A 24,626-nucleotide genomic window follows, 5' to 3' on the forward strand; every position below is an offset into this window, starting at 1 on the left:
CGAACAGCGGATCCTAGGATGGTGGGATGTCGTTCCCCGAGCTCGAGTACTCGCCCGCACCGATCCGAGAATCCGACGCAGACGCCATCCTCCTGGCGCTCCCCCCGCTCGACAAGGGCGACTCCCCGGGGCTCGACGACTGGCCGGGCCTGCGCGACGCGCTCCTGGCCACGGGCTTCACCGGCGCCGTCGGCTCTTACCAGCGGGCCTTCGCCCCCGAGTCGACGAGCCTCCCGCTCGCGGTCGTCGGCACGGGTTCGGATCCGGATGCCGCGGCCCTCCGCGACGCGGTCGGCGCAGGCATCCGCACCCTCACCGGCTTCGCGACCGTCGCCGTCGCCGCTCCCGCCGCCGACGAGGCGCTGTGGGGCGCCGCCGCCGAGGGCGCGGCGCTCGGCGGCTACCGCTTCGACGGCTACAAGACGGAGGCGCCCAAGGCCCGCGCCTCGCGCGTGCGCCTCCACGGCACGGCCGAGGTCGACGATGAGTCGGTGGCCGCCGTGACGGCCGTCGCCGACGCGGTCGCCCTCGTCAAGGACCTCGTCTCGATCCCCGCCGAGTGGCTCGGACCCGCCGACTTCGCCGAGCGGGCGGCGGCGTCGGTCGAGAGGCTCCCCGTCACCGTCGAGGTGCTCGACGAAGCAGCCCTCGCGGAGGGCGGCTACGGCGGGATCCTGGGCGTCGGGCAGGGCTCCGACCGGCCGCCGCGTCTCGTGCGGCTCGACTACGCGCCGGAGGGCGCCGCCCGCCACATCGCGCTCGTCGGCAAGGGCATCACCTTCGACACGGGCGGTCTGTCGCTCAAGCCGCCTGCGGGCATGGTCGGCATGAAGTACGACATGTGCGGCGCCGCGACGGCCCTCGCCGTGCTGCGCGCGGCGGCGACCCTCGGCCTTCCCGTCCGCGTCTCGGCGTGGCTGTGCATCGCCGACAACATGCCCTCCGGGCGCGCGACCCGCCCGGGCGACGTGCTGCGACTTCTCGACGGCTCCACGGTCGAAGTGCTCAACACGGATGCCGAGGGCCGCCTGGTGCTCGCCGACGGTCTCGTCGCGGCCAGCCGCGAGCACCCCGATGTCCTCGTCGACATCGCGACCCTCACCGGCGCCATCACGATCGCGCTCGGCACGCGCCACGCCGGCGTGATGGGCGACGACGACGCCGTCGCGCGCTATCTCGCGGCGTCCGCCGCGACCGGCGAACTCGCCTGGCAGCTCCCGCTGCCGGAGCACATGAACGACGAGCTGGACTCCCCCATCGCCGACCTCGTCAACGCGAAGGTGGGCGACCCCGCGGGCGGGTCGCTGTTCGCAGGGCTCTTCCTCCGCCGTTTCGTCGGACGCACGTCGGACGCCGACGACGCGGGGCGCATCCCGTGGGTGCATCTCGACATCGCGGGCGTCGGCATGAACAAGGGCGGTCCCTTCGGCTTCACCGACAAGGGCCCCACCGCGGCGACCGTCCGGTCGCTCATCCGCTTCATCGACGAGGAGGCCGGACGATGACCGACCACAGCTTCGACATCGTGGTGCTGGGCGGCGGAAGCGGCGGCTACGCCGCGGCGCTCCGCGCCGCCGAGCTCGGCAAGTCCGTCGCCCTCGTCGAGAAGGACAAGGTCGGCGGCACGTGCCTGCACCGCGGCTGCATCCCGACGAAGGCCCTCCTGCACGCGGCCGAGATCGCCGACAACGTGCGGGAGTCGGCATCCTTCGGCGTGCGCGCCTCCTTCGAGGCGATCGACCCCGACGGCGTCCGCGCGTACCGCGAGGGGATCGTCGCGAAGAAGTACAAGGGCCTCGAGGGGCTCGTGAAGGCGCGCGGGATCACCGTCGTCCACGGCGAGGGCCGACTCGACGCCGACCGCGCCGTTCGGGTCGGCGACGACCGCTACGTCGGCGCCGACGTCGTCCTCGCGACGGGCTCCTACAGCCGCACGCTCCCCGGTCTCGAGATCGGCGGACGCATCCTGACGAGCGAGCAGGCGCTCGAGCTCACCGAGGTGCCCCGCTCGGTCATCGTGCTCGGCGGCGGCGTCATCGGCGTCGAGTTCGCGAGCGTCTGGCGCTCCTTCGGCGCCGACGTCACCATCGTCGAGGCGCTGGACCATCTCGTTCCCGTCGAAGACGTGGCGCTCAGCAAGGGGCTCGAGCGGGCGTTCCGCAAGCGCGGCATCGCCTACTCGCTCGGCGTGCGGTTCGCGAGCGCGTCGCAGACGTCGGATGCCGTCACCGTGACGCTCGAGGACGGCAAGACGTTCGAGGCCGACTACCTCCTCGTCGCCGTCGGACGCGGACCCGCCACCGCGGGCCTCGGTTTCGAGGAGGCGGGCGTCACGACGGACCGCGGCTTCGTCCTCACGGACGACCGGCTTCGCACCTCGGTGGATCACGTGTGGGCCGTCGGCGACATCGTCCCGGGTCTGCAGCTCGCGCACCGCGGCTTCCAGCAGGGCATCTTCGTCGCGGAGGAGATCGCGGGCCTGGCTCCCGTGCTCGTGCCCGACGTGCAGGTCCCACGAGTGACGTATTCGCACCCGGAGGTCGCGTCGGTCGGGCTCACCGAGGCGAAGGCCGCCGAAGCGCACGGCGCCGACTCGATCGTGTCGTACGAGTACAACCTCGCGGGCAACGGCAAGAGCGAGATCCTCGGCACGTCGGGCGTCGTGAAGGTCGTGCGCCAGAAGGACGGCCCCGTCGTCGGCGTGCACATGATCGGCGACCGCGTGGGCGAGCTGATCACCGAAGGCCAGCTCGCAGTGGGCTGGGAGGCGCACCCCGAAGACGTCGCTCCGTTCGTCCACGCGCACCCGACGCAGAGCGAGGCGCTCGGCGAGGCCTTCCTGGCGCTCGCGGGCAAGCCGCTGCACACTCTGTGAACGCCGACGCGCGAACCTCATCACTAAGCTAGACACGACATCGGCATCTTGAAGGAGACAGTCCCATGAGCACATCCGTGGTCCTCCCCGCGCTCGGAGAGAGCGTCACCGAGGGAACGGTCACCCGCTGGCTCAAGAAGGTCGGTGACACCATTCAGGCGGACGAGGGTCTGCTCGAGATCTCCACCGACAAGGTCGACACCGAGATCCCCTCGCCCGTCAGCGGCGTCCTCGAGGAGATCCTCGTCCAGGAGGACGAGACGGTCGAGGTGGGCGCTGTGCTCGCCAAGATCGGCGACGGCTCTTCGGCTCCCGCCGAGTCGCCCGCGCCCGCCGAGGCGCCCGCCGAGGCCGAAAGCGCGCCGGCGGAGGCCGCGCCCGCCCAGGAGGCTCCCGCAGAGCAGGCGCCTGCCGAGCAGGCCCCGGCTCAGGAGGCACCCACGCAGGAGGCTCCGGCCGAGCAGGCCCCGGCCGCATCCGGCGGCTCCGGCGGCAAGGAGGTCCTCCTCCCCGAACTCGGTGAGAGCGTCACCGAGGGCACCGTCACCCGCTGGCTCAAGCAGGTCGGCGACACCGTCGAGACCGACGAGCCGCTCCTGGAGATCTCGACCGACAAGGTCGACACCGAGATCCCGTCGCCGTTCAGCGGGGTGGTGCAGGAGATCCTCGTGAAGGAGGACGAGACCGTCGCCGTCGGTGCCGCGCTCGCCCGCATCGGTGACAGCGCCGCTCCCGCGGCCGGCGCCCCCACCGAAGAGGTCGCACCCGCTCCCGTGGCCGCCGGACCGGCGACGCCCGAGCCCTCCGCCCCCGCTCAGGAGGCACCCGCACAGGAGACTCCGGCCCCCGCACAGGAGGCACCCGCTGCTCCGGCGCCCGCCGCGCAGGCCGCAGCTCCGGCTGCCCAGGCTTCGGCGCCCGCCGCGCAGGCCCCCGCGCCCGCCACTGACGACTCCGACGTCCCCACCTACGTCACGCCTCTCGTGCGACGCCTCGCCCAGCAGCAGGGCGTCGACCTCGCGAGCGTCACCGGCACCGGTGTCGGCGGTCGCATCCGCAAGGAGGACGTGCTGAAGGCCGCCGAGGCCGCAGCCGCTCCCGCCGCCGCAGCGGCTCCCGCCGCGCCCGCGGCGCCGGCCGCGAAGAAGCTCGAGGTCTCGCCGCTGCGCGGCACGACCCAGCCGATGTCGCGCCTGCGCAAGGTCATCGCCGAGCGCGCCGTGGCCTCGATGCAGGCGACGGCGCAGCTCACGACGGTCGTCGAGGTCGACGTGACGAAGCTCGCCGCCTACCGCGACTCGGTGAAGGCCGATTTCCAGGCCAAGACGGGCGACAAGCTGTCGTTCCTGCCGTTCTTCGCGGTCGCGGCCGTCGAGGCGCTGCAGGCGTACCCGATCATCAACGCGACGGTCGACGGCAACGAGATCGTCTACCCCGCCGGCGAGAACATCTCGATCGCCGTCGACACCGAGCGCGGCCTGCTCACGCCCGTCGTCAAGGACGCGGCCGGAAAGAGCCTCGCCCAGTTCGCGCGGGAGATCGCCGACCTCGCCGCGCGCACGCGCGACAACAAGCTGAAGCCGGACGAGCTGGCAGGCGGCACCTTCACGCTGACCAACACGGGTTCGCGCGGAGCGCTTTTCGACACCCCGATCGTGTTCCTGCCGCAGTCGGCGATCCTCGGCCTCGGTGCGGTCGTCAAGAAGCCGGGCGTCGTGACGATCGACGGCAACGATGCGATCTCGGTGCGTTCGTACGTCTACCTCGCGCTGTCGTACGACCACCGCATCATCGACGGCGCCGACGCGGCGCGCTTCCTGAGCGCCGTCAAGTCCCGCCTCGAGGCGGCGGACTTCTCGGGCGACCTCGGGATCTGAGCTCCGCTCCGCACTCACCGTGGGTGCTCCGCGACGTCATGCACGTCGCGGAGCACCCACGTCTCGTTTCGGCGCACGATGACGACGAGCTGCGACGGCTGATCGCCGGATGCGGCGTCGACGCGCAGCACCGCGGCGCCGCCGAACTCGTCGAGAAGCGTCACCGTGCGCTCCGCGCTCGGGAGGCCGATCACCCCGGCCGGGAATGACGTCTGCGGGCTCTCCTGCAGCGCGGCGCGGCATCCGTCGTCGTCGCAGGAAGCACGCGACGTGAGCAGGCGCTCGAGCGTCGCCTCGAGACCGGCCGGCTCCGGGGTGGCGGCTTCCGCGCCCTCAGCCGACGGGTCGACGGATGCCGAGGCATCCGTCGACGGAGAGTCCGTCGTCGTCGTCTCTGCCGCGTCGGCGGCGGAGGCCGAGGCGGAGGCCGAGGGCGACGGTGCAGACCCGCCACCCGCCGTGGCCGGCCCTCCGGAGGGCCACAGCAGGCCGCCCGTGAGGACGACGCCCGCGACGAGCCCCGCCGCGACGAGGGGCTTCGTGCGACTCGGCGCGCCCTCGCGACGGAAACGGCGCCACACCGCCGTCGTCGCACGCGAGAAGGCGTCGGCGAGGTCGGCGTCCACGTGCATGGCGAGGCGCGAGAGCAGCGTCGGCTCGGGCGCCTCGGCGGCGTGCGGTGCTGCCGCTTCTCCCGCGGCCACGGCGCGGGCGCGGCGCGGGGCGAACACCGTCGTGGCGAGCGGTTCGGGGGTCGCGATCGAGAAGAGCGCTTCCTCGAGGCGAGGAAGCGAGCGCGCGAGACGGCTCGGCTCCGCAGCGACGTCGATGGCCTCCGCGACGACGGCGGCGAGCGATGGCGACGCGATCGCGCGGACATCCTCGAGCAGCGCTCGCGTCGCCTCGGCGATGGACTCCCCCTCCCCGTGGAAGGCGAACACGGGGCGCCCCGCGTCGGTGAGCCACCACCCGCCGCCGCGTGGCCCCTCGGGGAGGAAGCCCGCCTCCGCCAGGCCCCGCAGGCCGCTCACCGCGAGAGTCAGGCACTCTCCGTCCGACAGGCCCGCCTCGTCTCGTCGGGTCAGGAAGTCGTCGACCGTCCCCCCGAACGGCGGGAAGGCGGCGTAGTGGCCGCCGGCCTGGCGCACGAGGTCGCTCGCCCCGACGAGGTGGCCGTCGCGCGATGCGCGCCACCCCGGCCAGTCGTCACCGAGCGCCGGGAGGTCGACGAGGAGAACGGGCCCGTCGGCGTCGTGCGCGAGGAGCGCCGGCCACGGCGCCTCGCTCGGCGCGTCGAGGCGCCGGATGATCCGGTAGGCGGAAAGGAGGGGGTCGTCGGCGGGCACCGCTCCACCCTCCCCGGTGCGCGCGCTCCCGGCGACCGTCCCGGCGCGTTCGGGGAGAGGTCTTCGCCGTCAGCGCACTGTGGAGGAGCGGAGGTGAGCGCGCCCGAAAGGTAGGCTGGACCCATGTCCGGCCGTACGACCGCGCCCGAGAAGCGACCCAACTTCTTCCGGCAGCTGCGCACCCTCTACACGTATACCCACAAGGCCTTCTCGTGGCTCCCGTGGCTCCTCGTAGGCATCTTCGTGCTCTCGATCGGCATCGGCGTCGCGGTCGGCTTCCTCATCCCGCCGGTGGCGTGGTGGAGCATCGTGCTGTGGTCGATCACGGGCGTCATGCTCGGCATCCTCGTCTCCCTCATGACGATGACGCGCCTGTCGACCAAGGCGATGTACCGCCAGATCGACGGGATGCCGGGGGCCGCCGGACACGTGCTGTCGACCTCGCTCGGGCGCAACTGGACGGCCAACGAGATGCCGGTCGGCGTCAACCCCAAGACGCAGGAGGCCGTCTACCGCGTCGTCGGGCGCGGCGGCGTCGTCATCGTCGGTGAAGGCGCCCGCGGCCGTCTGACACGTCTCGTGAACGAAGAGCGCTCGAAGGCGACGCGTGTCGCCTCGGGCGTGCCGATCACGGTGCTCTACATCGGTCACGGCGACGACGAGGTGTCGATCGACAAGCTCGCCTCGACGATCAAGGCGCTGCCGAAGAAGATCGACCGCACGACGCAGGCCGCCGTCATCAAGCGTCTCGAGTCGGTGTCGCAGTCGCTCGCGTCGCTGCCGATCCCGAAGGGCATCGACCCGACGAAGGCTCGCGCGCCGCGCCCTCGCTGAACCTCCGCGCTCAGGCGCGCAGCAGCACCGTGCCGGCGGCCTTGTCGTGAAGGCCGCGCTGATCGGCGTCCCAGATCACCGCGGGGATGACGATCACGAGCAGGAGCGTCCGGACGATCGGCCGCCAGAGACCTGCCCATGCGCCGTCGAGGCGCACGAGGCGCAGGCCGAAGATGCGGTGCCCCGGGCTCCCCTGCGCCACCGGGATGAAGACGATCTGGATGATCGCGAAGATCACGAGGATCGAGAGGGGATCCCATCCCCAGAACCCGGAGATCAGGTAGGCGGCGCCGTAGTCGATGAAGAGCGCGCCGACGCGGCGGCCGAGGCGCGCGATCGAGCCGCTCCCGTGCTCGGGAAGGCCGAGTCGCTCACCGGGATATCGCTGGGTCGCCTGCGTCACCTTCCCAGGGTACCCAGCCGCGCGTAACATGCCCGAAACAATGGTGTCACTGACGGGCAATGCCCCGCGGGTACGGTGCAGGAGGACCCGCGCGAGTGAGTCCCACTTCCCGATGCGTTATCTCTGGAGCCTCAATGTTCAAAGATTCTTCCGAGGTGCTCAAGTTCATCAAGGATGAGGACGTCAAGTTCCTCGACATCCGCTTCACGGATCTTCCTGGTGTGCAGCAGCACTTCAACATCCCGGCAGCAACCGTCGACGAGGAGTTCTTCACCGTCGGACAGCTGTTCGACGGCTCCTCGATCCGTGGCTTTGCGAACATCCACGAGTCGGACATGCAGCTGATCCCTGATGTCTCGACGGCCTACCTCGACCCGTTCCGCGACGCGAAGACGCTCATCATGGTCTTCGACATCTACAACCCGCGCAACGGCGAGATCTACGCCAAGGACCCGCGCCAGGTCGCCAAGAAGGCCGAGAAGTACCTCGCGTCGACCGGGATCGCCGACACGGCGTACTTCGCTCCCGAGGCCGAGTTCTACATCTTCGACGACGTCCGCTACGAGGTGAAGCAGAACTCGAGCTTCTACTCGGTCGACTCCGAAGAGGGCGCCTGGAACACGGGCCGCGTCGAAGAGGGCGGCAACCTCGCCAACAAGACCCCGTTCAAGGGCGGCTACTTCCCCGTGTCGCCGGTCGACAAGCAGGCCGACCTGCGCGACGACATCAGCCTCAAGCTCATCGAGGCCGGACTCATCCTCGAGCGCGCGCACCACGAGGTGGGCACCGGTGGCCAGGCCGAGATCAACTACCGCTTCGACACGATGGTGCACGCGGCAGACGACATCCTGAAGTTCAAGTACATCGTCAAGAACACCGCCGAGCAGTGGGGCAAGACCGCCACGTTCATGCCGAAGCCCCTCTTCGGCGACAACGGCTCGGGCATGCACACCCACCAGTCGCTGTGGAACGGCAGCCAGCCGCTCTTCTACGACGAGAAGGGCTACGGCGGGCTGTCCGACATCGCCCGCTGGTACATCGGGGGCATCCTGGCGCACGCCCCGGCCGTCCTCGCCTTCACGAACCCGACCCTCAACAGCTACCACCGCCTGGTGAAGGGCTTCGAGGCTCCCGTGAACCTCGTCTACTCGGCCGGCAACCGCTCGGCGGCGATCCGCATTCCGATCACCGGTTCGAACCCCAAGGCCAAGCGCATCGAGTTCCGTGCTCCGGATGCCTCGGGCAACCCCTACCTCGCCTTCGCGGCGCAGCTGATGGCGGGCCTCGACGGCATCAAGAACCGCATCGAGCCGCACGAGCCGGTCGACAAGGACCTCTACGAGCTGCCCCCCGAGGAGGCCAAGGGCATCCCGCAGGTGCCGAACTCGCTGCAGGACTCGCTCGACGCGCTCGCGGCCGACCACGCGTTCCTCCTCGAGGGCGGCGTGTTCACGCAGGAGCTCATCGACACCTGGATCGAGTACAAGGTCGAGAACGAGATCAAGCCGCTCGCGCAGCGTCCGCACCCGTTCGAGTACGAGCTGTACTACGGCGTCTGAGCCGACAGCGTTCAGAGCGAGAGGGCCCCGGGATATCCCGGGGCCCTCTCGTCGTTCGCCTGCACACGATCATGGCCATCGCCCACGCTCCAGGGGGCTGACCACCAGGATCCGGACATGGTGCGCCGGCCGGCCGGCCGACGCCTCAGCGGAGCGCCGCGAGCCACTCCCCCACGGCGCGCTGCCACCGCTCGCTGTCCGAGTTCCAGGTCATCGTGTGCTCCGACTCGAAGCTCTCGAGCTGCACGAGGTCGGGCCGCAGGTCCGCGAGCCGCTGCGAGTCGGCGAACGGCGCCGAGCTGTCCTGCACACCATGAAGGATCAGGGTGGGCACCGAGAGCTCGGCCGCGCGGCTGATCCAGTCGAATCGCTCGAGCGGAACGGATGCCTCCAGCCCCACGACTCGCGCGAGGGGGCCGATGCGCAGCCAGGGGCGAGCCAGCAGGCCGAACCACGACGGGAGGCCCGCCCGAGCGCAGTTGGCCTTGATGGTCGCGGTCCAGTCGATGACCGGCGAATCCAGGACGAGAGCGTCGACGGCGCCGCGGAACTCGGCATCCGCCGCCAGCTGCAACGCGATCGCGGCGCCCATCGACCAGCCGATGAGGGTGAAGGAACGCGCGCCGCGAGCGCGCGCGTAGCGCAGAGCCGCCCGCACGTCGTCGGTCTCCGCCGCCCCGAGCGTCGGCCTGCCCGAGCCGGTGACCTGGCCTTCGCGATCGTTGCGGTAGCTCACCACGAGCGATGTGAGGCCCTGACGTGTTGCGACGTCGACGCCGCGCAGCGTCCCGGCCCGTCGGCTCCCCAATCCATGGATGTGGATCGCCCAGTGGGCACCGGTGCCTTCGGGCGAGTGGACCACCCAGGCGGGCGTCGGTCCGGCCGACGTCGCGATCGACACCTCCTCTGCGTCGTGCCCGGCATCGCCCGGACTCTCGTAATACACGGCGCTCCACGACGCACGTCGCCCCTCGCGCAGCGCACCGACCGGTCTGGTCGCGAGGACGATACGCGTGACGGTGTCGGGTCCTTCGCCGACGACCGCCCCGACCTGCGCCCACCCGCCGTCCTCGAGCCACACGTTGTAGACACCGGGCGCCGTCGTCCCCGGACCACGGTCCATGACGACGGCATCGTGTTCACCGTGGCGCAGAGCTGCGCGGATGGCGAGGTCGTAGCGTCGGGCGGTCGCGGGCACCGTCAGCCGGCGCGCGATGACGTACCCGACTCCGGCGAGAGCGGCGCCGACGACCGCGACCGCTGCCGCGCAGATCGAGATCGCCACGCGGCGGGGCGTCATCGGCTCAGGGCACATCGACGACGATACCCGGGCGGCGCGACCGCACGCCTCGATCTGCAGGATGCGTGCCGTCGTGCCGGTCGAGGCTCGCTGATCCCGGCCATCCGCCTCGAACCCGCGCTCGACGAGGGCGCCGCTGCGCGCATGACTGCAGGCTCAGCCGTAGAAGAGCTTCTCGAAGACGCGTCGCGCGCGGCGCGTCGCACCGAGGTAGTCCTCCTCGACCTGCGTCGCCGAGCCGGGCGGATACTCGAGCAGCCGCCCGATCCCCTCGAGCCGGTGGCGATCGGCGGGCAGCACGTCGCTCGTCTGTCCCGACAGCAGCGTGTTGGCCGAACGGAGGCGGCTGGCCAGGCGCCAGGCCGCGGCGAGGCGCTCGGCGCCCGCCTCCGGGACGAGTCCCGCCTCCTCCGCGGCGTGCAGCGCCTTCATCGTGGAGGTGGTGCGGAGCGCGGGCACACGGTGCGCGTGCTCGAGCTGCAGCAGCTGAACCAGCCATTCGACGTCGCTGAGCGAACCCGGACCGAGCTTGAGGTGGCGCGCGGGGTCGACCCCCTGCGGGAGCCGCTCGTTCTCGACGCGCGCCTTGATCCGCTTGATCTCCCGCAGTCCCTGCGGGTCTACGGATGCCGGGTACCTCACCTGATCGGCGAGGTCCATGAACTCGGTGATGAGTTTGACGCTCCCCGCGACTCCGCGAGCGCGCAGGAGCGCCTGCGCCTCCCACGAGAGCGACCAGCGCTCGTAGTAGGCCGCGTACGACTCGATCGACCGCGCGAGGGGGCCGTTGCGACCCTCCGGACGCAGATCGGCGTCGAGGTCGAGCGGGACGCGGTGGTCTTCCGAGTGCCTGCGGAGGGCCGCCACGAGCTTGAGGGAGAGCTCGTGCGCCCGCTGCGGATCGACGTCGTTCGCCTTGTAGACGTACATGACGTCGGCGTCCGAGCCGAAGCCGAGCTCCCGGCCGCCGAAGCGCCCCATCGCGATGACCGAAAAGTCGAGCGAGGCGTCCTCGTGCGGCACGATCTCGCGGCGGACCGCGCGCAGCGTCGCCTGGATGGTGACCTCGGTGATCGTGGTGAGCGCCTCGGCCAGCTCCTCGACCGTGATGATGCCGAGGATCGCCGCCATCGCGGTGCGCAGCAGCTCGCGGCGCCGCAGTCCGCGGATCGATCGCATCGCGTCATCCGTCGACGAGTGCCGGGCCTGGATCGCCCGCGCCTCCTCCTGGAGCGCGTGTCCCGTCCGCGGCACGAGCAGGTCGTCGTCGTCGAGCCACGCGGCGGACTCGGGGATCCACTCCATGAGCTCCCCCACGTACCGCGAGCCCGAAAGCACGCGGGTGAGGCTCTCGGCCGCAGCCGACGAGTCGCGGAGCATGCGCAGGAACCACGGGCTGTCGCCCAGCCGCTCGCTGATGCGGCGGAACGCGAGGAGCCCGTAGTCGGGATCGGCGCCGTCGGCGAACCAGCGGATCATGACGGGCATGAGGTGGCGCTGGATCGTCGCCTTGCGGCTGAGGCCGCTCGTGAGGGCGGCGATGTGGCGGAGGGCGCCGGCCGGGTCGGCGAAGCCGATCGCGGCGAGACGGTCGTGCGCCTGCTCGGGCGACAATGCGCGCTCCTCGGCCGGGAGGGCGGCGACCGCTGACAGCAGCGGCCGGTAGAAGAGACGGACGTGGATGTCGCGCACTTCGCGCTTGACCGCCTCCCACACCGCCCAGACACCCGGCCCCGAATCCGCGAGCTTCGTCGCGCGCGCGAGCACGCGCAGCTCCTCGGGCCGAGACGGCATGAGGTGCGTGCGCCGGAGGCCGCGCAGCTGCATCCGGTGCTCCAGCACCCGCAGGATGCGGTAGTCGCGCGAGAAGGTCGCCGCCTCGGGGCGCCCGATGTAGCCGGCCGTGACGAGTGCCTCGAGGGCGTCGAGCGTGCCGCGCTGGCGTATGCCGTCGTCGCTCAGCCCGTGCACGAGCTGGAGCAGCTGGACGGTGAACTCGACGTCGCGGATGCCGCCGGGGCCGAGCTTGATCTGGTGCGCGAGCTCGGCCGCGGGAATGTGCTCGGTCACCCGCTCGCGCATGCGCTGCACGCTGTCGACGAAGTTCTCGCGTGCCGCGCTCGTCCACACCTTCGGCTGCACGGCGCGCACATACGCCTCACCGAGGTCGGGGTCGCCGGCGATCGGCCGCGCCTTGAGGAGCGCCTGGAACTCCCAGCTCTTGGCCCAGCGGTCGTAGTACGACAGGTGCGAGTCGAGCGTGCGCACGAGCGCGCCCTGCTTGCCCTCCGGGCGCAGGTTCGCATCGACCTCCCACAGCGCCGGCTCGACCTCCGCGCCGGAGGCGCCGCGCATCGTCTGCACGGCGAGGCGCGTCGCGATGTCGACGATGCGGCTCTCGCCCACCTGCGCGAGGGCCTCGTCGTCGGCGCCGGCGACGAAGATGACGTCGACGTCGCTCACGTAGTTCAGCTCGCGGGCGCCGGTCTTGCCCATCCCGATGATGGCAAGCCGGGTCGCGGCGACCTGCTCGCGGGGGAAGAGCCCGGGACCGGCGCCGCCTGACACCTTGGTGCGGGCGACGCAGAGGGATGCCTCGAGCGCCGCGCCCGCGGCATCCGCCAGAATCGCCGCCACCGGTGCGACCTGCTCGACGGGATCCGGGCTCAGCAGATCGAAGGCTGCGATCCGCGCCAGGAGGGAGCGGTAGCGCACACGGAGCGCGATCCAGGCCTTCTCGCCGCCGTCGGACGCGAAGCCCTTTGCCGCGCCGACGGACTCGAGGAGGCTCGCGCGCAGCTCGTCGGTCGACGGGAGGGCCAGGCCCGCGCCCGCGAGGTTCGGAAGCTCCTCGGGATGCCGGAGGTAGAAGTCGCCGAAGCCGGCCGACGCGCCGAGCAGCGCCCACAGGGCACGCCATCCCTGCGCGTCTCGGCGCAGCTCCTGCACCGGGCCGGCATCGCGACGCGTCACGCGTGCCAGCGCGCCGAGCGCGGCATCCGGATCGGCCGCCAACGCCACGTTCTCGGTCAGGATGTCGCGACCGACGTCGAGGGTTTCCCCCAGCTCGCTCAGCAGCGCATCGGCCTCCCGGAGCTCGCCGAAGCCGAGCCGCGCGAGTCCGGTGAGGGTCGAGGACCGTTCGGTCGATGACATGGTCGCCCCGGAGGGTCAGAGCATCTCGAGGTTGCTCTTCAACTCGAAGGGCGTCACCTGCGTGCGGTACTCCTGCCACTCCTTGCGCTTGTTGAGGAGGACGTAGTTGAAGACCTGCTCGCCGAGGGTCTCGGCGACGAGCTCAGACTCCTCCATGTACTCCAGCGCGTGGTCGAGGCTGGCCGGCAGGGGCGCGTAGCCGAGGGCGCGGCGTTCTGTGTCGGTGAGCGACCAGACGTTGTCTTCGGCCTCGGGGGGCAGCTCGTACTCCTCCTCGATGCCCTTGAGGCCGGCGGCGAGCATGAGGGCGTAGGCGAGGTAGGGATTGGCCGCCGAGTCGAGCGCGCGGTACTCCACGCGCGAGGACTGCCCCTTGCTTGGCTTGTACAGCGGCACGCGCACGAGCGCGGAACGGTTGTTGTGGCCCCAGCAGATGAAGCTCGGGGCCTCGTCGCCGCCCCACAGCCGCTTGTAGGAGTTGACGAACTGGTTGGTCACGGCCGAGATCTCGTTCGCGTGACGCAGCAGACCCGCGATGAACTGACGGCCGACCTTCGAGAGCTGGTACTGCGCGCCCTCCTCGTAGAAGGCGTTCGTGTCGCCTTCGAAGAGAGACATATGGGTGTGCATGCCGCTTCCGGGCTGGCCGCTGAGGGGCTTGGGCATGAAGGTCGCGTAGACGCCCTGCTCGATCGCGACCTCTTTGATGACGGTGCGGAACGTCATGATGTTGTCGGCCGTCGCGAGCGCGTCGGCGTACCGCAGGTCGATCTCGTTCTGGCCAGGGCCGCCCTCGTGGTGGCTGTACTCGACCGAGATGCCGAGGTCTTCGAGCATGCGCACCGAGCGGCGGCGGAAGTCGTGCGCCGTACCGCCCGGCACGTTGTCGAAGTAGCCCGCCGAGTCGACGGGCTCCGGGCCGTCCGCCCCGAACGACGAGGACTTGAGCAGGTAGAACTCGATCTCGGGGTGCGTGTAGAACGTGAACCCCGCGTCCGCCGCCTTCGCGAGAGCGCGCTTGAGCACATGGCGGGGATCGGCGACGGCGGGCTGGCCGTCCGGCGTCGTGATATCGCAGAACATCCGCGCCGTCGGGTCGATCTCGCCCCGCCACGGGAGGATCTGGAAGGTCGTCGGATCGGGGTGGGCCAGAAGGTCGGACTCGTACGACCGGGTCAGCCCCTCGATCGCCGAGCCGTCGAAGCCGAGCCCCTCGCTGAACGCTCCCTCGACCTCCGCGGGTGCGATCGCCACCGACTTCAACGTGCCGATGACGTCGGTGAACCAGAGCCGGACGAACTTGACGCCCCGCTCCTCGATCGTTCGCAGAACGAAGTCACGCTGCTTGTCCATCAGATCCTCTCCTGGCCGCCGCGGCCGGACTATTCGCCGCTCTCGCCAGTTCCGGCGGATGAGCCCCAGCCGTCTTCGCGCGCTTCGTCTTCGGACCATGCCCGCGAACGCTCGCGGAGGATCTCGAGGGCGTTCGCGGCCTCCTCGGGGGTGTCGAAGGGGCCGGCGCGATCGATCGCGGGCGACTCGAAGCCCTTCTCGACCTCCCCGGTCGTGAGGTTGTACCAGTACTTCTCGTTGTCGTCCGCCATGGTGACCCCCTTCGATCTGAATCGATCCTACTGATCGCCCAGGTCGCGCTGGATAGGCTGGGCCCATGGCATCGAAGACGAATCGTGCAGTCGGCGTCGACATCGGGGGAACGGGCATCAAAGGGGCGATCGTCGACCTCGAGCAGGGTGTCCTGAAGAGCGATCGCATCAAGGTCCCCACCCCGAAGGGCGCCGAGCCCGATGACGTCCTGAAGGCCGTCAAGGAGGTGCTCGACACGCTCGGCGTGTCGGACGACCGCGACGTGCACCTCGGCGTCGCCTTCCCCGCCATCGTCAAGGGCGGCAGGACGCTGTCGGCGGCGAACGTGTCGAAGAAGTGGATCGGCTTCGAGGCCGAGAAGTTCTTCGAGGACGGCCTGGGCCGCGACATCCATTTCGCCAACGACGCGGATGTCGCGGGAGTCGCCGAAGTGCGCTTCGGGGCCGCGCGCGGCCAGAACGGGCTCATCCTGCTCACGACCCTCGGAACGGGGATCGGGTCGGCCCTGATCTACAACGGCGTGCTCGTACCCAACTCGGAGCTCGGCCACGTGCAGCGGGCGAACGAGGGCGGCGACGCCGAGACCTACGCGGCGTACTCCGCGATGGAGCGCGAGAACCTGTCGTGGGAGGAGTGGGCCGCCAGGCTGCAGTGGTACTACGAGTACATCCAGTTCCTCTTCAGTCCCGACCTCATCATCGTCGGCGGCGGCGTCTCGAAGAACGCCGACAAGTTCCTGCCGCTGCTGAAGATCGACACGCCGATCGTGGCCGCGGTGCACCGCAACAACGCGGGCATCGTCGGCGCCGCCGCGCTCGCGCTGGACTGATCCCGACGCTCGAGAGGGCGATCTCGAGGCTCGAGAGGGCGAATGGGCCGGCCTGTACGCCGGGTTCTGTCCGGGGGCGTGAGCCCCGTGGACGGTCATCTCTCTCGGCGACACGTTGCCGTGCCGCTCCAGCGGCCTACCCGGGGACTCGGCGGGCCGCGTCATCATCCCCTGTCTGGCCTTGCTCCGGGCGAGGTTTGCCGTGCGGATCGTGTCACCACGATCCCGGTGGTCTCTTACACCGCCCTTTCACCCTTACCCCGGCCGGGGCCGGGGCGGTCTGCTCTCTGTGGCACTTTCTCGCGGATCGCTCCGGGTGGGTGTTACCCACCGCCCTGCCCTGTGGAGCCCGGACGTTCCTCGGCGCGCGCGGCGGACCGTGCGCGACGCGACCGTCCAGCCGACCCATTCGCGCTGCCGAGTCTACCGGCGGCGCCTGCGCCTCCCCCGCGTCCGCTCAGTCCTTGACTGCCGTCCGCGACACCTTGAGATCGAGCGGGAAGTCGATCGGAAAGCTCCCGAACAGCAGGCTGCCGGCGGATGCCGCGGCTCCTCGTACGGCCTCGACGACGGCGTCGACGTGCGACTCGGGCGTGTGCACGATGATCTCGTCGTGCAGGAAGAAGGCCAGATGCGGCCGGGCGTCGAAGACCGGCCCGGAGCGGGGCGCCTGCTCGTCGCCGGTGACCGGCGGCATCGCGGCGAGCCTGCCGCGCAGGTCGGCGAGCCATGCGAGCGCCCACTCGGCCGCGGTGCCCTGCACGACGAAGTTGCGCGTGAACCGTCCCCGATCGCGGGCCCAGCGGCGCGCGCGGGATTCGTCGGCTCCGGATGCCTCGGCCTCGCTCGCCCGCAGCTGCGACGCGCGCCAGCCCGATGTGGGCGCGGGTGAGCTGCGACCCAGCCATGTCGAGACGACCCCGCCCTCCTCGCCGACGCGCGCGGCGTCGTCGACGAGCCCCATCGCGCGGGGATACGCGCGCCGCAGCCGCGGGACGAGCCGCCCGCTCTCGCCCGTCGTCGCTCCGTACATCGCGCCGAGGAGGGCGATCTTGGCGTGCTGACGGGTGTCGATCGCGCCGCTGTCGACGATGCCCGAGTAGAGGTCGCGACCGCGCGCCGCATCGGCGAGCTTCTCGTCACGCGCCATCGCCGCGAGGACCCGCGGCTCCAGCTGCGCGACATCGGCCACGACGAGCACCCACCCGGGGTCGGAGCGCACGGCGCCGCGCAGCTGCCGCGGGATCTGCAGAGCTCCCCCGCCCGACGACGCCCAGCGGCCGGTCACAACGCCGCCGGGGACGTAGACGGGGCGGAACCGGTCCTCGTGCACCCATTCGTCCAGCCACGCCCAGCCGTTGGCGCTGAGGAGCCGCGAGAGCTTCTTGTACTCGATGAGCGGCTGGACGACGGGGTGGTCGTGCTCCGAGAGCTCCCAGCGGCTGGTCGATTCGACGGGGAGCCCCGCGCGGTGGAGCGCCCGCAGCAGCTTCGGCTGCGAATCCAGGCTCGCTGTCGGGTCGCCGAGCTCGTGGCGGACGCGGGCCGCGGCATCCTGGAGCCCTTTCGGCAGACCGCCTGCGGGCGGCCGCTCCCCCAGCACGTCGGCGAGGATGCGGTCGTGGGCGGCAGGGTCCCACGGCAGGCCCGCCGCCTGCAGCTCGGCGGCGACGAGCGCTCCGGCCGACTCGGCGGCCAGGAGAAGACGCAGCCTCCCCGGATCGGTCGCGTGGGCGACCGCATCGCGCTGGCGGCGGAACTCCTCGACCGCGTCGGCCAGCCCGTCGGGGACGCCGGTGCGCGTCGCGACATCGTCGAGGGCGAACAGGGCCGCGTCGTCGACGACCTCGGCGGCCGAGGCCGCGTCCCACGCCGTCGCGGCGCGCAGGTCGTCGGCGCCTTCGACGAGCGCCGAGTCGCGCAGGATCGCGTGGCACAGCCGCAGGTCGTGACAGCGGCCCACGCGGACCCCGGCAGCGAGGAGCCGCGGGTACCACGTCGAGGCGTCGTTCCACACCCAGCGCGGCGCCGTGGCAGCCTCCGCGTCGGCGACCCATGCCGCCACCGTCTCGTCGGTCAGGGGCGTGCGCGCGCGCTCTTCGCCCGCCGCGTCGAGCTGCAGGGCCGCGGGAGCGCCGTTCAGGCGCCCGAGGACGATCCAGCCGGCGGGCTCAGCCATCCGCCGGGGCGACCCCGCCGGTCGGCGTCACAGGCCGGACTCCTCCGTGCGCACGAGGATCGCGCCGCACTCGGGGCAGTTCACGACGTCGTCGGACTCCGCCTGCCGGACGGTCTGCAGGTCGGTGCCGGAGAGCACCATGTTGCACGCCTCGCACGTGTTGCGGCGCAGGAGCCCCGCGGCCGTCGTGCGCGTGGCGATGCGGTCGTAGAGGGCCAGCAGGGCGCCGGGGACGGCTCCCGCGATCGCGGCGCGGTCGCGCGAGGCCTGATCGAACAGCGTCGTCGCGTCGGCGACCGCCTGCTTGCCTTCGGCGCTCAGCCGGGCGCCTTCGGCGTTGATCTCCGCGATGAGCGACTCCTGTTCGGAGACGGATGCCTCGGCCCGCTCGAGCCGCTCCATGACGTCGAGCTCGGCATCCTCCAGATCGCTCTTGCGCTTGGCGAGCGAGACGAGCTCGCTCTCGAAGCCCTGAGCCTCTTTCGAGTTGGACGACGAGGCCAGGCGCTCGGCGTCGCGGGCGCGGCGCGCGTCGACGACCGCGACGTCGGACTCGATCCGCTTGAGCTCGGCCTGCAGGTCGTCGCGCGCGCCGAGGCGCGTCGTGAGCTCCTGCGTCAGCTCCTGACGGCGCGCGACGAGTTCGTTCACGCGCGCAGCCTGCGGCGGATTCTTGCGGGCCGCATCGGCGCGGACGAGACGTGCGTCGAGGTCGGCCAGGTCGAGGAGGCGACGCTGGTCTTCGGGGCTGGCTTTCACGCTGTCAAACCTACCGTGGGGCGTCGACGCCGCGACGGCCGGGCGGCTAACATGCGAAGCCCGGTCCACGATGGAGAGGAGCGTGCCATGAGCGTCATGCGCACGAAGTCGGTCGAACAGTCGATCGCCGACACCGACGAGCCGGAGTTCCGGCTCAAGAAGTCGCTCAGCGCCCTCGACCTCACGGTCTTCGGCGTGGGAGTCGTGATCGGCGCCGGCATCTTCACGCTCACCGGTCGCGCCGCCCACGACGTGGCGGGCCCGGCGATCGTGGTGAGCTTCGTCGTCGCCGCGATCGCCTGCACCCTCGCGGCGCTCTGCTACGCCGAGTTCGCCTCCACGGTGCCGGTCGCCGGCTCGGCCTACACGTTCTCGTACTCCTCGCTCGGCGAGCTCTTCGCGTGGATCATCGGATGGGACCTGATCCTCGAGATGTTCCTCGGCGCGAGCGTCGTGGCGCAGGGGTGGAGCGCGTACCTCGGCACGCTCATGTCGCAACTCGGGCTGCCCATACCGGAGGCGATCGGGTACGGCGGCACCGTCGACCTCATGGCGGTGCTGCTCGTGCTGGTGCTCGGCGGTCTCATGACCTTCGGCATCAAGGAGTCGCTCCGGGTCAACCTCGTGCTGGTCGCGATCAAGATCTTCATCGTGCTGTTCGTCATCGTCGCGGGCATCCTCTTCGTCAACCCGGCGAACTGGTCGCCGTTCGTGCCGCCGGCTCAGCCGACCGATGCCCCATCGGGTCTCACGCAGCCGCTTCTGCAGTTCTTCTCCGGCATCGAGCCGACCGCGTTCGGCGTGGGGGGCATCTTCGCCGGGGCCGCACTGGTGTTCTTCGCGTACATCGGCTTCGACGTCGTCGCGACGACGGCGGAGGAGACGAAGAACCCGCAGCGCGACATGCCCATCGGCATCATCGCCTCGCTCCTGATCTGCACCCTCCTCTACTGCGCCGTCTCCCTCGTCGTGACCGGCATGGTCCCCTACCAGGAGCTCGACCCGGCCGCCGCGCTGGCGAACGCGTTCGTGTACCACGGGGCGGATTGGATGGCGACGCTCATCTCGGCGGGCGCCGTCGCGGGTCTCACGACGGTCGTGCTCACCCTCCTCATCGGCGCGACGCGCATCATCTTCGCGATGTCGCGCGACGCGCTGCTGCCGGCGAGCCTGGCGAAGGTGCACCCGAAGCTGCGGACGCCGTGGGTCATCTCGATCATCGTCACCGTGATCGTCGCGATCGTGGCGGGCTTCACGCCGGTCGGCCTTCTCGAGGAGATGGTCAACATCGGCACGCTCTCGGCGTTCGTCCTCGTCTCGGTCGGCGTCATCGTCCTGCGCCGCAAGCGCCCCGACCTCAAGCGCTCCTTCCGCGTGCCGCTGAACCCGTGGCTGCCGGGACTCTCGGCCTTGGTCTGCATCTACCTCATGCTCAACCTGACCGTGGAGACCTGGCTGCGCTTCCTGATCTGGCTCGTCGTCGGGTTCGTCATCTACTTCGCGTATTCGCGGCGCCACTCCCGCATCGGCCAGCCCGGGTACGAGGAGTTCGCGCTCCCGCACGTCGTGTCGCACGAGCGAGACGAGAGCGACGACGACCCGAGGCGCGCCGAGACACGCGGGGAATGAACGGTGGGCCCTGCCGGGATCGAACCGACGACATCCACGGTGTAAACGTGGCGCTCTACCAGCTGAGCTAAAGGCCCGCGCGGCAAGTCTAGAGGCCCGCAGCCGCTGCTCCGCAGGGCTGCGCTCCGCCCCGGAGGGCCCGCGACGCCACAGGACAATCCTGGCGGTCCCGGACTCGGTAGGCTGAGAGATGGTGTGTTGTCGAAGGCGGACAAAGCCGACAGCATCCGAATCCGAATCCCTGGCACGACCTGCCAGATGAAGAGAGGTCCCTTGTGACTGTCAACGATCAGGATCCGTACTCCCAGGGCCCGCTCGACAGCGACCCGGAAGAGACCGGCGAGTGGCAGGAATCCCTGCAGCAGCTCGTCGAGGCCAAGGGATCGGGCCGCGGCCGCGAGATCATGCTGAGCCTCCTGCAGAAGTCCCACGAGCTGCAGCTCAACGTGCCGCAGGTGCCCACGACCGACTACATCAACACGATCGCGCCCGAGAACGAGCCCGAGTTCCCCGGTGACGAGGAGATCGAGCGCCGCTACCGTCGCTGGATCCGGTGGAACGCCGCCATCACGGTGCACCGCGCGCAGCGCCCCGGGATCGGCGTCGGCGGTCACATCTCGACCTATGCCTCGTCGGCCTCGCTCTACGAAGTCGGCTTCAACCACTTCTTCCGCGGTCTCGACGACCCGTCGGGCGGCGACCAGGTCTTCATCCAGGGCCACGCCTCCCCCGGCATCTACGCGCGCTCGTTCCTCGAGGGGCGCCTCAGCCAGGATCAGCTCGACGGCTTCCGGCAGGAGAAGTCGAAGGCGCCCGACGGCATCCCGTCGTACCCGCACCCGCGCCTCATGCCCGAGTACTGGCAGTTCCCGACCGTCTCGATGGGTCTCGGTCCGATCAACGCCATCTACCAGGCGATGACGAACAAGTACCTGACCAACCGCGGCATCAAGGACCTCTCGAACTCGCGTGTCTGGGCCTTCCTCGGCGACGGTGAGATGGACGAGGTCGAAAGCCGCGGCCAGCTCCAGGTCGCCGCCAATGAGGGCCTGGACAACCTGACCTTCGTCGTCAACTGCAACCTGCAGCGCCTCGACGGCCCGGTGCGCGGCAACGGCAAGATCATCCAGGAGCTGGAGAGCTTCTTCCGCGGCGCCGGGTGGAACGTCATCAAGGTCGTCTGGGGCAGCGGCTGGGATCGCCTCCTCGCCAACGACAAGGACGGCGCGCTCGTCCACCTCATGAACACGACCCCCGACGGCGACTTCCAGACGTACCGCGCCGAGGACGGCAAGTTCATCCGCGACCACTTCTTCGGTCGCGACGAGCGCACCGCCGCCCTCGTGAAGGACTGGACCGACGACCAGATCTGGGGCGACCTGCGTCGCGGCGGACTGGACTACCGCAAGGTCTACGCGGCGTACAAGGCCGCGACCGAGCACAAGGGTCAGCCGACCGTCATCCTCGCCAAGACCATCAAGGGCTACGGCCTCGGTCACCACTTCGAGGGCCGCAACGCGACCCACCAGATGAAGAAGATGACGCTCGAGGACCTCAAGCACTTCCGCGACTCGATGCGCATCCCGATCTCCGACCAGCAGCTCGAGGACAACCCCTACCTCCCGCCCTACTTCCACCCGGGCAACGAGGACGAGACGATCCAGTACATGGTCGAGCGTCGCCGCTCGCTCGGCGGGTTCCTGCCGGAGCGCCGCTCGCACCACGTGCCGATCACGCTGCCGGGCGACGACACGTACGCGCTGCCGAAGAAGGGCTCGGGCACGCAGGAGATCGCCACCACGATGGCGTTCGTCCGCCTCCTCAAGGACCTCCTGCGGGCCAAGGACTTCGGCAACCGGATCGTGCCGATCATCCCTGACGAGGCGCGCACGTTCGGCATCGACGCGTACTTCCCGACGGCGAAGATCTACAACCCGAACGGGCAGAACTACACCTCGGTCGACCGCCAGCTCCTGCTCGCCTACAAGGAGAGCCCGCAGGGCCAGATCCTCCATGTCGGCATCAACGAGGCGGGCGCGGTCGCCGCGTTCACGGCGACGGCCACCTCGTACGCGACGCACGGCGAGCCGCTCATCCCGGTCTACGTCTTCTACTCGATGTTCGGCTTCCAGCGCACCGGCGACGCACAGTGGGCGGCAGGCGACCAGATGGCGCGCGGCTTCATCATCGGCGCGACGGCCGGACGCACGACGCTGACCGGCGAGGGCCTGCAGCACGCCGACGGCCACTCGCAGCTCCTCGCGTCGACCAACCCCGCGACGGTGTCGTACGACCCCGCCTACGGGTACGAGATCGCGCACATCGTGCGCTCGGGCCTGGACCGCATGTACGGCGGCAACCACCCCGACCCCAACGTCATGTACTACCTCACGGTCTACAACGAGCCGCTCGTGCAGCCCGCGGAGCCCGAGGGCGTCGACGTCGAGGGCATCGTGCGCGGCATCCACCGCATCTCGAGCCCGGAGGGCGAAGGCCCCCGCGCCCAGCTCCTCGCGTCGGGTGTCGGTGTGCCGTGGGCGCTCGAGGCGCAGCAGCTGCTCCGCGACGACTGGGGCGTGCAGGCCGATGTGTGGTCGGTGACCTCCTGGTCGGAGCTGCGTCGCGACGGCCTCGCCGCCGACGAGCACAACTTCCTGCACCCGGGTGCGGAGCCGCGGACGGCGTACGTCACCGAGAAGCTGCGGGATGCCGCGGGCCCGGTCATCGCCGTGAGCGACTGGATGCACGCCGTGCAGGACCAGATCCGCAACTGGGTGCCGCAGCGCTACGCGACGCTCGGCGCCGACGGCTTCGGATTCTCCGACACCCGCCCCGCCGCGCGCCGCTTCTTCAAGATCGACGGTCCGTCCGTCGTCGTGCGGACGCTCCAGGCGCTCGCCGAGGACGGCGTCGTGGACCGCAGCCTCGCGGCCCAGGCGATCGAGAAGTACCGGCTGCACGATGTCACCGCCGGCACGAGCGGCAACGCAGGCGGCGAAAGCTGACCCAGCGGATGCCCGCCAGTTCAGCGCCGATGGACAAGGCCGAGACGCTCGCGTGGCTGCGACGCATCTCGGGCGACCTTGCGACGGTAACCATCAAGCGGCTGGAGGACACGCTCCCCTGGTACGCCGAGATGCCGCCGGCGCGACGATCGGCCGTCGGTCTCGTCGCGCAGGCGGGCATCACGTCGTTCATCCAGTGGTTCGACGACCCCAACTCGACGCCGTGGATCGCCGCCGACATCTTCGCGGCGGCTCCGCGTGAGCTCTTGCGGAGCGTGAGCCTGCAGCAGACCCTGCAGCTCATCCGCGTCACGGTCGAGGTGACCGAGGAGCGCGTCGCGAGCAAGAGCGAGCCCCTCCGCGAGGCGATCCTCCTCTACTCGCGCGAGGTGGCGTTCGCGGCGGCCGACGTCTATGCCCGCGCCGCCGAGACCCGAGGCCTGTGGGACGCCCGGCTCGAGGCGCTCGTCGTGGACTCGATCCTCACCGGCGAGGCCGACGAGGAGCTTCCGAGCCGTATCGCGGCCCTCGGCTGGCACGGCCACGGCGAGGTCGCGGTGCTCGTCGGCACGACTCCGCCCATGCTCGACGTCGATCAGCTGCGCCGCACCGCCCGAAAGCTCGGCGTCGACGTGCTCATCGGCGTGCAGGGCTCGCGCCTCGTGCTCGTGCTCGGTCGCGCCGAGCTCCCCGCGCGCAGCGAGGAGCTCACCGCGGAACTCCCCTTCCCCGAGATCGCACGGCGCCTGGAGCCCGGCTTCGGCCCGGGGCACCTCGTGCTCGGACCCCCCGTGCCCGCGCTCATCGACGCGAGCCAGAGCGCCCGGGCCTCGCTCGCAGGCTTCGCCGTCGCGCGCGCCTGGCGTCACGCGCCGCGGCCGGTCGAAGCCGACGACCTGCTCCCCGAGCGGGCCCTCGCGGGAGACCCGCTGGCGAAGCAGACGCTCGTCGAGAAGATCTTCCGTCCCCTGCAGCAGCACAGCTCGGACCTCGTCGCGACGCTGTGGAGCTATCTCGACAACGGCCGGTCGCTGGAGGCGACGGCGCGCGAGCTGTTCGTCCACCCCAACACGGTGCGCTATCGACTGAAGCGCGTGTCGGAGGTGATCGGATGGGATGCCACCGGTCCCCGTGAGGCACTCATCCTCCAGACGGCTCTCATCCTGGGGTCGATCGGCACCGACGCGACGCGCAGACGCCCCCCGTCGCCGCGTCGCACCCACGGATGATCCTGTACCCGATAGACAAAGCATCTCCGGATTTCTGTGCG

General features: G+C 70.6%; 17 protein-coding genes, 1 tRNA gene and 1 other RNA gene. 9 read left to right on the top strand and 10 right to left on the bottom strand.

What is annotated here, in order from left to right; all coding sequences use genetic code 11:
- Positions 1-26 precede the first annotated feature (26 nt).
- From ACSBPH_RS00680 to sucB, 3 genes are all read left to right on the top strand, one after another.
- Positions 27-1,505 (top strand): leucyl aminopeptidase, encoded by a 1,479-nt coding sequence (locus ACSBPH_RS00680; RefSeq protein WP_442575708.1) that lies wholly within the window; start codon positions 27-29, stop codon positions 1,503-1,505.
- On the top strand, positions 1,502-2,875 hold the full coding sequence (gene lpdA, locus ACSBPH_RS00685) for a dihydrolipoyl dehydrogenase (RefSeq protein ID WP_442575709.1): 1,374 nt from the start codon (positions 1,502-1,504) through the stop codon (positions 2,873-2,875). Before ACSBPH_RS00680 ends, lpdA begins: the two co-directional genes overlap by 4 nt.
- Before the next feature lie 65 nt (positions 2,876-2,940).
- The gene (gene sucB / locus ACSBPH_RS00690; RefSeq protein ID WP_442575710.1) at positions 2,941-4,752 is read left to right on the top strand and encodes a 2-oxoglutarate dehydrogenase, E2 component, dihydrolipoamide succinyltransferase; all 1,812 of its coding nucleotides are present in this window, start codon (positions 2,941-2,943) and stop codon (positions 4,750-4,752) included.
- A 14-nt stretch (positions 4,753-4,766) separates the two neighbouring features.
- On the opposite strand, the gene ACSBPH_RS00695 is transcribed toward sucB, so the two are convergent.
- Positions 4,767-6,098, bottom strand: coding sequence for a hypothetical protein (locus tag ACSBPH_RS00695; RefSeq protein ID WP_442575711.1), 1,332 nt, complete (start codon positions 6,096-6,098; stop codon positions 4,767-4,769).
- 123 nt (positions 6,099-6,221) lie between these two features.
- On the opposite strand from ACSBPH_RS00695, the gene ACSBPH_RS00700 reads away from it, so the two are divergent.
- Positions 6,222-6,932, top strand: a complete 711-nt coding sequence (locus ACSBPH_RS00700; protein WP_442575712.1) for a DUF4191 family protein — start codon at positions 6,222-6,224, stop codon at positions 6,930-6,932.
- 10 nt (positions 6,933-6,942) lie between these two features.
- Here the strand turns inward: ACSBPH_RS00700 and ACSBPH_RS00705 are convergent, their stop codons facing one another.
- Complete coding sequence (locus ACSBPH_RS00705; protein WP_442575713.1) at positions 6,943-7,335, bottom strand: RDD family protein; 393 nt, start codon at positions 7,333-7,335, stop codon at positions 6,943-6,945.
- 134 nt (positions 7,336-7,469) lie between these two features.
- Here ACSBPH_RS00705 and glnA (ACSBPH_RS00710) point away from each other — a divergent pair, with 134 nt between their 5' ends.
- Positions 7,470-8,894, top strand: a complete 1,425-nt coding sequence (glnA, locus tag ACSBPH_RS00710; RefSeq protein ID WP_442575714.1) for a type I glutamate--ammonia ligase — start codon at positions 7,470-7,472, stop codon at positions 8,892-8,894.
- Positions 8,895-9,039: 145 nt separating this feature from the next.
- Here the strand turns inward: glnA (ACSBPH_RS00710) and ACSBPH_RS00715 are convergent, their stop codons facing one another.
- The 4 genes from ACSBPH_RS00715 to ACSBPH_RS00730 all read right to left on the bottom strand — a co-directional run bounded on the left by ACSBPH_RS00715 (position 9,040) and on the right by ACSBPH_RS00730 (position 14,954).
- Positions 9,040-10,194, bottom strand: a complete 1,155-nt coding sequence (locus ACSBPH_RS00715; protein ID WP_442575715.1) for an alpha/beta hydrolase — start codon at positions 10,192-10,194, stop codon at positions 9,040-9,042.
- A 156-nt stretch (positions 10,195-10,350) separates the two neighbouring features.
- Positions 10,351-13,350 carry a bifunctional [glutamine synthetase] adenylyltransferase/[glutamine synthetase]-adenylyl-L-tyrosine phosphorylase gene (locus ACSBPH_RS00720; protein ID WP_442575716.1) on the bottom strand — a complete coding sequence of 1,000 codons (3,000 nt, stop codon included), beginning with the start codon at positions 13,348-13,350 and terminating at the stop codon, positions 10,351-10,353.
- A 15-nt stretch (positions 13,351-13,365) separates the two neighbouring features.
- Entirely contained in the window at positions 13,366-14,703 is a 1,338-nt protein-coding gene (gene glnA / locus ACSBPH_RS00725) for a type I glutamate--ammonia ligase (RefSeq protein ID WP_442575717.1), read from the bottom strand.
- A 29-nt stretch (positions 14,704-14,732) separates the two neighbouring features.
- Positions 14,733-14,954 (bottom strand): SPOR domain-containing protein, encoded by a 222-nt coding sequence (locus tag ACSBPH_RS00730; protein ID WP_442575718.1) that lies wholly within the window; start codon positions 14,952-14,954, stop codon positions 14,733-14,735.
- Positions 14,955-15,019: 65 nt separating this feature from the next.
- Here ACSBPH_RS00730 and ppgK point away from each other — a divergent pair, with 65 nt between their 5' ends.
- The gene (gene ppgK / locus ACSBPH_RS00735; RefSeq protein WP_442575719.1) at positions 15,020-15,784 is read left to right on the top strand and encodes a polyphosphate--glucose phosphotransferase; all 765 of its coding nucleotides are present in this window, start codon (positions 15,020-15,022) and stop codon (positions 15,782-15,784) included.
- A 39-nt stretch (positions 15,785-15,823) separates the two neighbouring features.
- Here the strand turns inward: ppgK and rnpB are convergent.
- The 3 genes from rnpB to ACSBPH_RS00750 all read right to left on the bottom strand — a co-directional run bounded on the left by rnpB (position 15,824) and on the right by ACSBPH_RS00750 (position 18,722).
- An RNA gene (gene rnpB, locus ACSBPH_RS00740) (RNase P RNA component class A) lies at positions 15,824-16,192 on the bottom strand.
- A 49-nt stretch (positions 16,193-16,241) separates the two neighbouring features.
- Positions 16,242-17,963: a bifunctional 3'-5' exonuclease/DNA polymerase gene (locus ACSBPH_RS00745; protein WP_442575720.1), complete on the bottom strand. Its 1,722-nt coding sequence runs from the start codon at positions 17,961-17,963 to the stop codon at positions 16,242-16,244.
- A gap of 27 nt (positions 17,964-17,990) precedes the next feature.
- Positions 17,991-18,722, bottom strand: a complete 732-nt coding sequence (locus ACSBPH_RS00750; RefSeq protein ID WP_442575721.1) for a zinc ribbon domain-containing protein — start codon at positions 18,720-18,722, stop codon at positions 17,991-17,993.
- A gap of 87 nt (positions 18,723-18,809) precedes the next feature.
- Between ACSBPH_RS00750 and ACSBPH_RS00755 the strand changes: the two genes are divergently transcribed.
- The gene (locus ACSBPH_RS00755; protein WP_442575722.1) at positions 18,810-20,351 is read left to right on the top strand and encodes an amino acid permease; all 1,542 of its coding nucleotides are present in this window, start codon (positions 18,810-18,812) and stop codon (positions 20,349-20,351) included.
- Positions 20,352-20,355: 4 nt separating this feature from the next.
- Here the strand turns inward: ACSBPH_RS00755 and ACSBPH_RS00760 are convergent.
- Positions 20,356-20,428 (bottom strand) — tRNA-Val (locus ACSBPH_RS00760).
- 198 nt (positions 20,429-20,626) lie between these two features.
- Here ACSBPH_RS00760 and aceE point away from each other — a divergent pair.
- Both aceE and ACSBPH_RS00770 read left to right on the top strand, forming a co-directional pair.
- Positions 20,627-23,356: a pyruvate dehydrogenase (acetyl-transferring), homodimeric type gene (gene aceE / locus ACSBPH_RS00765; protein ID WP_442575723.1), complete on the top strand. Its 2,730-nt coding sequence runs from the start codon at positions 20,627-20,629 to the stop codon at positions 23,354-23,356.
- 8 nt (positions 23,357-23,364) lie between these two features.
- Positions 23,365-24,585 (top strand): PucR family transcriptional regulator, encoded by a 1,221-nt coding sequence (locus ACSBPH_RS00770; protein WP_442575724.1) that lies wholly within the window; start codon positions 23,365-23,367, stop codon positions 24,583-24,585.
- Positions 24,586-24,626 lie beyond the last annotated feature (41 nt).

This window comes from Microbacterium sp. F51-2R, assembly GCF_052180235.1.
GTDB lineage: Bacteria > Actinomycetota > Actinomycetes > Actinomycetales > Microbacteriaceae > Microbacterium.